We start from the raw sequence: 12,215 nt of genomic DNA on the forward strand, positions 1-12,215 counted from the left end.
GTGTGGTTGGAGATTTTCCGCTTCACGGTGAGTATTGGTTTTCCGTTGCGGCGAGGGGTTTGGAGCCGGGCCTTGGTTTCACTCGGCGCAGGTGCCTGTGGCGCCGGTCGTGCGGCCTGGCTGGCATGCAGCGGCCATGCGGTGGGAGGGGCGTCTCAGTCGCTGAGAAGGCGTCTAGAATCGGCCGGACATGGCCGAAAAGCTCGGAGCGATCCTGGTCCGCAAGGGCCTCATCACGCAGGCGCAGCTCGACGAAGCCCTCCGGGCCCAGCTCATCTACGGTGGAAGGTTGGGCTCCAACCTTGTCGAGCTGGACATCCTCGACATCGACACCCTGGCCATGGTGCTGGGGGAGATGTGCCGCTACCCGGTGGCGCAGGAAGCGGACTTCGTGGCGGCACCGGACGCGGTGCTGCAACTGCTTCCCGCGGCGATGGCGGAGAAGCACCAGGCCTTCCCGCTGGAGCAGGAAGGCCGGCGGCTGAAGGTGGCCATGGCCAGCCCGCTGGAAATCGAGCACGCGGATGCGCTGGGGTTCATCACCGGTCTGCGCATCGTTCCGTACGTCACGCCGGAGCTGCGGCTGTTCCAGTTCCAGGAGCTTCGCTACGGCATCAAGCGCGAGACGCGTTTCATCCAGATGGCCTCGACGAAGCGTCCGAATCGGACCGCGGCCGTGACGCTCCCTTCGATGCCCGCCGCGCTGAGCATGACGCCTCCGCCTCCCGCGCCCGTGAGAGCGGAGCCCGAGGCGGAAGGGATGTTCGGTGGGCTCGCGCCCGGGCAGTACTTGAGCGGCGATGACCCGGACACGGAGCCCGAGGATTCCGGCTCGGGCCGGTGGGCGCCGGCCGTGTCGGGGAGCTCGCATCCGTTGGACCCGCTGCCGTCGTCCGCGCCTCCGGTGGCGAGGATTGATTTCGGGGAGGACGGCGGGATGCGGGCGGTGACGCCCGAGGTGCCCGTGCCTCCGACGCTGACGCCAGTGGGGGGCGGAGCGCGGCCTGCCTCGCCGCCGCGACTCACGCCGACGGAGACGCCGCGTGCCGTCGCGCCGCCTCCGTTCGCGCTGGAGCAGGCGCCCGCGGAGGAGATTGACCTCCTGGAGGAAGGGGAGGTGCTGGAGGAGGGCGAGGTCGTCGAGGACGTGGCGGCTGTGCCCGAGGACTTCGATGGGGGTGTTCCCGCGCCAGGCGTTGCTGTGGCCTCGGCCATGCCGGTGGCTCCGCAGGGGGGCGGTGGAGGGACGCAGCCGCCTGGGTTGGCGTCGCGGCAGGGTGTGCCGACTCGGCCTCCGTTTCCTCCGATGGGCGCCGCTTCTTCTTCGCCCGGGGCGTCGGCTCAGGGGGCTTCGGGGGCGGGCGAGGGGATGGGTGTTCCTCCTGGGATGCTCTCGCGGCCATCGGCGCATCCGGGCGCTCCGGTGCCTCCGGGGATGGTGGGGGCTCGGCCTCCGTCGTCTCCTGGGCTTCAGGCGGTGGCGGGACCGCCGGGCATGGTGGGCGCGCCGTCTGGGCCGGGGGCGTCGATGCCGCAGCAGGGGGCCGGGGTTCGGTCGCCCTCCGCGACGGGACTGCCTGCGGTGCATGGCGCGCCGGGCGTGGGGACTGCTGGCCCGCAGGTTCCTCCGGGGATGCTGGGCGCATCGCCGTCGTCCGCGCCCGGAGGGATGGCTGTTCCACCAGGGATGATGGCGGTACGTCCGCCGTCCGCGACGGGACTGCCCGCGGTTCCTGGGCCACACGGTCGGGTGCCGCCAGGCATGGCGGGCGCACGGCCTCCGTCCATGACGGGTGTACCGGCAGTGCCGGGGCCTCATGGGCCGGTGCCTCCGGGGACGATGGGCGCACCGCCTCCGGCGACGGTTGGGGCGGGGGCCCCGGTGCCTCCAGGAGTGATGGGGAATCGGCCTCCGTCCGCGACGGGACTGCCTGCGGTGTCGGGACCTCCTGGCATGGCGGGTGGCGCGTCCGGTCCTGCTGGGCCAGTTCCTCCCGGGATGATGGGACATCGCCCGAAGTCCGCGACGGGCTTGCCCTCAGTACCGGGGCCTCATGGGCCGGTGCCTCCGGGAACGATGGGCGCACGGCCTCCTCCCTCGCCCGGGCCACAAGGGCCGGTCCCTCCCGGGATGATGGGCCATCGTCCGCCGTCCGCGACGGGCCTGCCCGCGGTGCCGGGGCCTCATGGACCGGTGTCTCCGGGAATGGTGGGAGCACGCCCCTCATCGTCGGGCCTGCCTGCGATGCCCGGGCCTCATGGGGGGCCGGTGCCGCCGGGAATGATGGGAGCACGGCCTTCGCCCTCGCCCGGATTGCCAGGGTCGCATCGGCCGGTGCCTGCGGGGATGGGAGCACGGCCGCCACCTGCGCCGGGCCTGCCTGTGCCTCACGGGTCGGTACCTCCGGGGATGATGGGCGCGCGACCGCCGTCGTCGCCGGGACTGCCTGCAGTGCGGGGGGCTCGCGGGGCGATGCCACCGGGAATGACGGGCGCGCCGCCTTCGTCCGTGCACAGGGGGCCCCAAGCTCCCGGGCCTCACGGGACGATGCCACCGGGAATGACGGGTGCATCGCCTGCGACTGCGCACAGGGGGCCCCAGGCTCCTGGGTCTCACGGGGCGATGCCACCGGGGATGACGGGCGCACTGCCTGCGGCTGCGCACGCGGGGCCCCAGGCTCCTGGGCTTCACGGGGCGATGCCACCGGGGATGGCGGGCGCACTGCCTGCGTCCGTGCACGGGGGGCCCGATGCCCCCGTGCCTCCCGGGGCGGTGCCACCGGGAATGACGGGCGCTCCGCCTGCGACTGCGCACGCGGGGCCCCATGCTTCTGGGCCTCACGGGGCGATGCCGCCGGGAATGACGGGCGCACCGCCTGCGGCTGCTCACGGGGTGCCCGATGCCCCCGTGCCTCCCGGAGCACTGCCTCCGGAGATGACTGCTGGGGCTCGGGCCGTCGCCGGGCCGGGGATGCCCCGGCCTCATTCGCCTCACGGACAGACGCCTCCGGGCACATTGCCCGTACCTACGGCCGCAGGTGGCGCGCCTGTGGCCGTGCAGGGTGCGCCCACGCCGGGAATGGCGCGGGGCCCGTCGAGCGGACCGCCCGCGCAGGAGTCCCCGACGCCGCCTTCAGGCGTGGTCGCTGCGCATCCAGCGGGCATGCCGTCGCAGCTCCCCACGGGGATGACGCCTCCCGGAGCGATGTCGCCTCCCGCGTCACTGGGGGATGCACAGCCCGTGGACGCGGACATGCCAGTCCCTGGCAATGCCGCTGCGGAAGCTCCAAGGACCGATGCGCCAGCCGAGACTCCTCCAGCGGAAGCTCGCGCTGCCCCGTCCTCGGCTGCCGCGGATGGAACGGAACCTCCGTTCCACTTCGAGCATGACCTGGGGGCTTCGGTGCCGAGCGGTGTTCCCTCGGCGCCGGACTTCGATTCAAGCCGGATGCCGGTTCCTCCCGGAATGTCACCCGCGGTTCATCGTGGGCACGGCGTCTCGCCTGCTCCCTTCGCGACTGAAGGACGAGAGTCCCCCGACGAGCGCGGCGCGGTGCCTCAACGGGTTGGCATCCCTGCTGAGGTGCCGGCTCAAGAGCACGTGCCGTCTGCTGTCGACGCGAGTGGGGCTCCCGAGCAGGCGTTGCCCACGGACTCTGACGTGGTGTTCGACGTCGAAGCCGTTGCCGTCACGGCTCCCGACATCGTGTCGGCGACCCCTGTCGCGACCGAAGGTGCGTCGTCGGTGGACGCGGAGGTGCCTCCCGAAACGCCAGACCGCACGGATGCCACGGTCGTCGTTGAGCCGGTCCTTGCCACCGACGCCGCAGTTGGGTCGCAGGCAGTAGACGAAGCCGCTGGGGTGACGGCAGTGGGCGCCGGTGCGGCATCGGGTGGCGTCGCAAGCGAAGCCGTTGGAGTGACGGCAGCGGACGTCCGTGTGGAATCGCGTGAGGAGCCGTCGGCCAGCCCCATTCACGACGAACCGAACGCAGATGTTGAGGCATCGGCCGCAGGCGCGGCTACCGCTGAGTCGGAAGCAGCCCGTGTGGCAAGTCCGGACGTTGAAGCTGGAGCCGCCTCCGCTGTGTTGGACGCGGCCAATGTCGCCACCTCAAGCGTTGATGACCTGGCGGCGGGGGCATCTTCCTCCGCGCAGGATGTTGCTGGTGATGCGAATGCGGCCTTGGCTGAATCGGCGGCCGGTGCCGTTTTGGCACAGCCGGACGACTCCGTGGGGCCAGATGCGAACGTTGATGCATCGACCGCAAGCGTCGTTACTGCCCAGCCGAATGACTCCGGCGTGGCAAGCGCGAGCGTTGATACTCCCGCCGCAACCACCGAGGCCAACTCGACCTCGGATGCACATGCTGCCGCAGCTGCCGCGCCGGATGTCTCCGGTGGTTCGAGTGGCATTCGTTCGGTTGACGCCGAGCCGCATGCTGCCGGTGTGAACGATGCGGCGCCCGAAGCGTCCGCCCTTGGCGAGTCGTCGACGGCATTGGGGCCTCAGAGAGCCGTGGAAACGGCAGCTGCGGCGCTCGACCGTGAGCACGCTCCGTCGCCCACGAATCTGGCCCTGGGACACGCAGCAAGCCAGGCCGCGACGGTCTCGTCTGACACGGAGATTGCTGCCGACGCTGTCCTCGCGTCGTCCACGAAGGTGGAAGGTTCAGCGGTTCCTTTGCCGGGCGTTGACGCTCGTCCGGCCGCAGAAGTGGCGTCGACCGCCGAGCTGACGGATGTGTCAGCTCCAGGGCCAGATGCTGGGACCTCACAGCACGCGACCGCCTCTACAGCTGAGTCGCCGAACGCTGACGCTTTGAGCGTGGCGGGCTCGACGTCGCCCGATGGTGTCGCGTCCGCGGATTCGATTCCCGAACCGGAAGGGACTGAGCAACCTCCCCGTGTGGAAGCTCCGCCGGAGGCCCCGCAGGCCCACTCCGGTCCAGTCCTCGCGGGAGAATGCGCGGAGGCCGCGTCGTCGTTGGCTTCCACGACGCCCGCCGAAGCGCAGCGTCCAGCCGAGCCCGTCATCGGGGCCGATGCCGTTGGTCATTCCACGGCGCCATCCGCTGCAACCGAAACCGCTGCGGCGCACTCGGAGCTCACGAGCGATTCATCCTCACCGGCTACGCAGGAGCCAGTCGCGGTCAACCCGTCTGCGGAGACGACGCCGACTGCCACCGGAGACGCCCCAACCGCCGTAACACCGAGCGATGCGCCTGACGGCTTCGCGGAGGCGGCTGCGGCAACCACAGAGACCGAGCCAACTCCGTCCATCGAGTCTGCTCCCGGCGCCATGCCGTCCACGGACGAACGGGCCGCGCTGCCCTTCGGCGAGGTGACGCAGCCATTCGGCCTCAAGTTGGACCTGGCGGCCATCGCCAGCGAGTCCGACCCGACGGCGGAGGATGCTTCAGCAGGCCAGCACGCGGATGCGCCAACGCAGGACACCCCGACGCCGCGCAAGGCACGCGGCTTCGTCGTCGCGGAGCATGGCGAGCTGCTCACGACCCCTGCTGCCCCCGTGGCCAGCCTCGACGCCCCGGAGCCCGCCGCGCATGGCGGCGCTCCCGCGCCCTCTGTCGAGACACCCGAATTCACGACTCGACCCGTCGCCCCCTCGCCCCGGGCGCCCATTGAACTGGATGACCTGTCCGGTGCATCCGACGAGCCGATGCAGCTCGCCTCGACGTGGGAGTTCGTGGGCTGGCAGGGCGGCGATGACACGGGCCCCATTGGCCACGTCCCGGAGACGACCTGGGCGGACCGGGGTGTGGACCTCGACGGCCCGGCCCTATCGCCCGCGGCGACCGAAGTGCCTCTGGCCTCGGCGTGGGACTTCATCCAGCAGCCCTGGCAGCCCACGGCGGCGGAGCCTTCGGACGTCATCACCACGCTCCTGGCCGCGGCGGCCAGCGCGGCCACGGAAGGGCCCATGGGTGGCCCTTCCGTGACGGCGGAGCACGTGTTGTCGGCGCTCGACGTCGTGAATACCCAGGGGGTGCTCGGCAGGGTGGTGCTGGCGTACTGCGCGGGCCGCTTCCAGCGCGCCTTCCTCCTGGGCGAAAGCCTCGGCCTCGCGCGGGTGGGGCATGCCTGGGGCCCGGGCAGCGACAGCGCGGCGGTCGCCCAACTCAAGGTCGACCTCGAAGCACCGTCCCTGCTGCACACCGCGATGACGTCCGCGGGTGCCAGCGTCTTCGCCGCACCAGCCTGTCCCCAGGACGAGGCCATCTTCGCCGCGCTGGGCGGGGAGGGCGCTTCGCACCTGGCCGTCATCGCCATCCGGAGCCGGGGCCAGGCGGTGGCGTTCATCATCGCGGACCACGGCGCGGAGCCCATCGCCGCGCCCGCGCTCGATGAACTCACCCTCGTCGCGCAGAAGGCCTCCGAGGCCTTCTCCCGTCTCCCCACCCGGAGCGCCTGAGCGCGAGCCGGAGGAGGGGAGACAAAAGAAGGGCTCCGGAGCCAGGTGCTCCGGAGCCCGCTTCACTTCAAGAACGGCGCGTCGCGCTCAACTGCAGCCGCTGGTCGCGCCGCAGTTGCTGCATTTGTAGCAGGCACCGCTGCGCACCATGATGGCGCCGCAGGTGTGGCACGGCGGAGCATCCGCCTGATTCAGCCAGGTGGACCGCTTGGAGGCGTTGGCGTCGGACCGCTGCACCGAAGCCGTCTGCGCGGGCAGGGCTTCCCGCTTCGGCTGCACGTCCACCCGGTCCAGCACCGCGTCCTCTTCCTCGCTCGGCAGGAACTTCAGCTCCAGCCAGCGGAAGATGTAGTCGGTGATGGACTTGGCGATGGGGATGTCCGGGTTGCCGGTGAAGCCGCTGGGCTCGAATCGGGTGTGGCTGAGCTTGTCGACCAGCACCTTCAACGGCACGCCGTACTGGAGCGCCAGCGACACGCTGGTGGCGAAGCTGTCCATCAGCCCGCTCACCACCGAGCCTTCCTTCGCCATGACGATGAACAGCTCGCCCGGCAGGCCGTCCTCGTACATGCCCACCGTCAGGTAGCCCTCGTGGCCGCCGATGGAGAACTTGTGCGTGATGGAGCGGCGCTCGTCCGGCAGGCGCCGGCGGACCGCGCGGGGCTCCGGCTGGATGGCGGGGACGGGCTCGGGGGCCATGGGAGCCTTGGCGGCGCGCGTGTCCTTCACCGTCTCCTTCGACGTGTTCAGCGGCTGCGTCCGCTTGCACCCGTCGCGGTACACGGCGATGGCCTTGAGGCCGCGCTTCCACGCCTCCATGTACGCCTTCTCGATGTCCTCCACCGTCGCGTCCGACGGCATGTTCACCGTCTTGGAGATGGCACCGGAGAGGAACGGCTGGCAGGCCTCCATCATCTGGATGTGGCCCATCCAGTGGATGCTGCGCTCGCCCTGGGCCGGCTTGAAGGCGCAGTCGAACACCGGGAGGTGCTCGGGCTTCAGGTGCGGCGCGCCCTCGATGGTGTCCTGCTTATCCAGGTAGCTGATGATGTCCTGGGACTGCGTCTGCGGGTAACCCAGCTTCTCCAGCGCCAGCGGCACCGTCTGGTTGACGATCTTCAGCATGCCGCCGCCCACCAGCTTCTTGTACTTGATGAGCGCGATGTCCGGCTCGATGCCGGTGGTGTCGCAGTCCATCATGAAGCCAATGGTCCCCGTGGGGGCCAGCACCGTCACCTGGCTGTTGCGGAAGCCGTGCTCCTCACCCAGCGCGAGCGCGCGGTCCCACGCGTCCTTCTGCGCGGCGAACAGGCCCTGGCTCACACCCTCCGGGGCGATGTGGTACGCGGCCTTGCGGTGCTTGCGGATGACGCCCAGCATCGGCTCCGCGTTCTTCGCGTAGCCAGCGAAGGGGCCCTGCTTCTCCGCCAGGCGGGCGCTCATCGCGTAGGCCTCGCCGCACATCAGCGAGGTAATCGCGCCCGCGTAGTTGCGGCCCGCGGGCGAGTCATACGGCAGGCCGGACGCCATCAGCAGCGCGCCCAGGTTGGCGTAGCCCAGGCCCAGCGGCCGGTAGTCGTGGCTGTTCTTCTCGATGCGCTCGGTGGGGTAGCGCGAGTTGCCGACGATGATCTCCTGCGCCATCAGCAGGATGTCGACCGCGTGGCGGAACGCCGTCACGTCGAAGTCGCCGTCGATGGTGCGGAAGTGCATCAGGTTCAGGGACGCCAGGTTGCAGGCCGAGTCGTCCAGGAACATGTACTCCGAGCACGGATTGGACGCGTTGATGCGCGCCGTCGTCGAACACGTGTGCCAGCTGTTCACCGTGGTGTCGAACTGCATGCCCGGGTCGCCGCACAGGTGCGCGGCCTCGGAGATCTCCCGGAACAGCTCACGCGCCTGGTAGGTGTCCAGCGGCTGGCCATCGCGCACCGACCGCGTCGTCCAGGTGGCGTCATCCACCACCGCCTTCATGAAATCGTCGGTGACGCGTACCGAATTGTTCGAGTTCTGGAAGAACACCGACGAGTACGCCTCGCCGTTGAAGGACGGGTCGTAGCCGGCCTCGATGAGCGCCCAGGCCTTCTTCTCCTCGCTCGACTTGCAGCGGATGAACTCGAGGATGTCCGGGTGCTCGGCGTTGAGGATGACCATCTTCGCCGCGCGGCGCGTCTTGCCGCCGCTCTTGATGACACCGGCGAAGGCGTCGAAGCCGCGCATGAACGACACCGGGCCGGAAGCGGTGCCACCGCCCGCCAGCAGCTCCTTGCTGCCGCGGATGGTGGACAGGTTGCTGCCCGTGCCGCTGCCGTACTTGAAGAGCATCCCCTCCGTGCGCGCCAGCGTGAGGATGGAGTCCATGTTGTCCTCCACGCTGTTGATGAAACACGCGGAGCACTGGGGCTGCGCCTCCACGCCAACGTTGAACCACACGGGCGAGTTGAAGGACGCCTTCTGGCGCAGCAGCAGATGGGTCAGCTCCGCGTGGAAGGCCTCGCGGTCCACGTCCCGCGTGAAGTAGCCACCTTCCACACCCCACTGGGTGAGGGTGTCCACCACACGCGCCACCAGCTTGCGCACGCTCGTCTCACGCTCCGGCGTGCCCGGCGTGCCGCGGAAGTACTTCGACGCCACGACGTTCGTCGCCAGCATCGACCAGGACTTCGGCACCTCGATGTTCTTCTGCTCGAAGACGGCCTTGCCATCCTCGCCGGTGATGCTGGCGCTGCGGTATTCCCACGCCAGCTCATCCGCGGGATCCACGCCCGGTGTCGTGAAGAAGCGCTCCACCGTCAAGCCCGTCGCCGCCACGCGCGCCTTGCGCCCGCCGCGCCGCTCCTTCCCGTTCACCGTGGACTTCGAGCTCAGCTCTTTATCCATGTCGCCACCCTCCGCGAGTTCACTGTGAGTTCTGATGCAAAATTTGCAAAACGCTAACGTCGCGAGATCCCGATGGATCTGATGGATCAGCCCGACGTGAAACGCGGGTGACATCAGAGCGGATTCGCGACGACGAAGCAGGGGCGCGCCCGGCCCCTCGGCTGTTCTTGGGAGATGCCCGCCAGACTGCCGGACGAGGCCATGGATAGACGCCTGTAGCACCTCCGTCAAAGATTCTATCGATACAACAAATGGTGTCCGTCAAAGTCATGCCCACCACGAATTGTGTACAGCCGTGAAGTGGGCGTCCGGTGTCTGCCTGCCTGCCCTGCTGCTACTGCGTTCAGCGCGGGCGCCCGATCTAGAGGGCTGCGCCTGCCCTGGCAACACATGCTTTGCAGTGCCTGAATCCAGATGGCGAGCCATGTATTGTCACTTCGAGCCAAGCGAGCGTGATCACTGGGAGACGTTTGCTGTGAGTCTGTGCACGACTCGGGTGGGTGCAACCGTGCTGATCCGCCCGGGGGGGTGGATCAGCCCCGCCGGCGGTCCGTTGGTGAACGCGGCCATCGATTTTGGCCCGGACGCGCGTTAGGAGGCGGACATGGCTCCTCCCTACCAGCGCCACGTCTTCGTCTGTACCAACCGCCGCCCGGACGGAAATCCCAAGGGGTGTTGCGCCTCCAAGGGAGCGGAGGAGGTCCGCGCCGCCTTCAAGGCGGAGCTCGACAAGCGGGGCCTCAAGGGGCGCATGCGCGCCAACGCGGCGGGATGCCTGGACACGTGCAGCTTCGGTGTCGCCGTCGTCGTCTACCCGGAAGGCACCTGGTATGGCGGCGTCAAGGTGGAGGACGTGAAGGACATCGTCGAGCAGCACCTGATGGAAGGCCGCCCCGTGGAGCGGCTGCTGATGCCCTTCTCCCGCAAGGCCGCCACTTCGGGCTAAAGCGAGCTTCCCGGTATTAACCCGAAATAGTCGACGCCTGCCTCTGTCTGCGTGAACCCGCAGACGAGCCGCGTGGAACCCTTGTCGAGAAGCCCGGAGCAGGCCTGCACCGGGCTTGGGCTCGGCATGTGTCCAGCGCGGCGAGGAGCACATGCATGCGTCGCAGTTGGTGGGCCTCTGGCCTGATCGCCACCGCCTTGTCCGTGGCTGGCTGTGATTCCGAAGTGCCGTCGTCTCACGGCCGGGACATGACGGCGTTCCAGGATGCGGCCCTGGCCGCGGAGTGGGTCGTGGGCGTCGCGTACTCCGTGGGAACGCGCGTCACCTATCAAGGGCGCCTCTATGAGTGTCGCCAGCCGCACACGTCCCAGGCGGACTGGACGCCGGTGGCGGTGGCCGCGCTGTGGTTGGACCTGGGGCCCGCGGGTGGTGGTGAGCCGGACGCGGGCAGCGGCGGAACGGACGCGGGCACGGGCGGGGACGTCACGGCGCCCACCGTGGGCTTGAGTGCCAGTGCCTCGCGCATCAGCGCGGCGGGGCCGCTGAGCCTGACGGCCACGGCGACCGACGACGTGGGCGTGACGCGGGTGGAGATTCTGGAGAACGGTGCCGTCGTCGCCACCGGCTCGCAGTTCAGCCGGGCCTTCAGCGGTTGGGAGCAGAACGGCACATATGTCTACGCGGTGCGCGCTTACGACGCCGCGGGCAACGTGGGGACCACCACTCACACCGTCGTCGTGGAGATTCCAGGTGGGCCGCCGCCAGGAGGGAAGCGCATCGTCGGCTACTTCACCGCGTGGGGCATCTACGCGCGGAACTACCACGTGTCCAACGTGCAGCCGTCCAAGCTCACGCACATCAACTACGCGTTCTCCAACATCTCCGGGGACGGACGCTGCATCCTCGGCGACCCGTTCGCGGACATCGACAAGAGCGGCGGCTGGCAGGGAGAGTGGGACCCTGGTCAGCTGCGCGGCAACTTCCGCGCGTTCAAGGAGATGAAGCGGCAGAACCCGCACCTGAAGCTGCTCATCTCCGTGGGCGGCTGGTCCTGGTCCACGCACTTCTCCACCGTGGCGTCCTCGCCTGCCTCGCGCGCGGCCTTCGTGAAGTCCTGTGTGGACCTCTACATCCGTGGCCAGTACCCCGGTGTGGACCCCGTCAACGGCGAGGGCGTGTTCGACGGCATCGACATCGACTGGGAGTACCCAGTCGGCGGCGGCCTGCCAGGCAACAGCAACAGCCCCGCTGACAAGCAGAACTACACGCTGCTGATGCAGGAGTTCCGCAGCCAGCTCAACGCCGTCACCACGCAGACGGGCAAGCCGTACCTGCTCACCATCGCCACGGGCGCGTCGCCGGACCTGCTGGAGAACAAGCAGGAGACGAAGAAGCTGTCCGACGTGCTCGATTGGATCAACGTGATGTCCTACGACTACCACGGGGCCTTCGAGAGCACGGTGAACTTCCACTCGGCGCTCCATCGCGTCACGGGTGACCCGGGCGCGGCCACGGGCTTCTACACGGATGGCTCGGTGTCGAAGATGCTGGCGCTGGGCGTGCCGCCCGCGAAGATTGTCGTCGGCGTGCCTTTCTACGGCCGGGGTTGGGGCAGCGTGCCCAACGTGAACAATGGCCTGTTCCAGAGCGGCGTGCCCACGCGCGGCACCTGGGATGACGGCTCGTCGGGCCTGACGGGTGTGTTCGACTTCAAGGACATCAAAGCCAACTACGAGCGCCCCGGTTCCGGTTACACGAAGTTCTTCCACCCGGAGGCGAAGGAGGCCTACGTCTACAACCCTGCCACGGGCATCTGGATTGGGTATGACGACGTGCAGAGCATCAACGCCAAGGCAGACTACATCCTGAACAAGAACCTGGGCGGCGCGATGTTCTGGGAGTTGAGCGGTGATGACGGCTCGCTGCTCGATGCGCTGGCACGGAAGCTGCGCTGAC

The 12,215-nt window shown here is 69.1% G+C and carries 4 protein-coding genes and 1 pseudogene; 4 read left to right on the forward strand and 1 reads right to left on the reverse strand.

Translation table 11 applies throughout. From position 1 onward, the window contains the following. Positions 1-190: 190 nt before the first annotated feature. Both BLU09_RS40195 and BLU09_RS39520 read left to right on the forward strand, forming a co-directional pair. Positions 191-556: pseudogene (locus tag BLU09_RS40195) on the forward strand (GspE/PulE/PilB domain-containing protein); the annotation flags it as partial. Between the two features lie 4,746 nt (positions 557-5,302). Further along, a complete protein-coding gene (locus BLU09_RS39520) occupies positions 5,303-6,433 on the forward strand; it encodes a general secretion pathway protein GspE (protein ID WP_244172081.1) in 1,131 nt (376 codons plus the stop codon). An 87-nt stretch (positions 6,434-6,520) separates the two neighbouring features. On the opposite strand, the gene BLU09_RS27765 is transcribed toward BLU09_RS39520, so the two are convergent. Next, complete coding sequence (locus tag BLU09_RS27765) at positions 6,521-9,313, reverse strand: vitamin B12-dependent ribonucleotide reductase (RefSeq protein ID WP_090492758.1); 2,793 nt, start codon at positions 9,311-9,313, stop codon at positions 6,521-6,523. Positions 9,314-9,917: 604 nt separating this feature from the next. Here BLU09_RS27765 and BLU09_RS27770 point away from each other — a divergent pair. Both BLU09_RS27770 and BLU09_RS27775 read left to right on the forward strand, forming a co-directional pair. Then, positions 9,918-10,259 (forward strand): (2Fe-2S) ferredoxin domain-containing protein, encoded by a 342-nt coding sequence (locus tag BLU09_RS27770; RefSeq protein WP_090492760.1) that lies wholly within the window; start codon positions 9,918-9,920, stop codon positions 10,257-10,259. Positions 10,260-10,414: 155 nt separating this feature from the next. Beyond that, the gene (locus tag BLU09_RS27775) at positions 10,415-12,214 is read left to right on the forward strand and encodes a glycosyl hydrolase family 18 protein (protein WP_090492761.1); all 1,800 of its coding nucleotides are present in this window, start codon (positions 10,415-10,417) and stop codon (positions 12,212-12,214) included. Position 12,215: the final 1 nt, after the last annotated feature.

Origin of the sequence: Myxococcus virescens (assembly GCF_900101905.1) — a bacterium.
Lineage (GTDB): Bacteria > Myxococcota > Myxococcia > Myxococcales > Myxococcaceae > Myxococcus > Myxococcus virescens.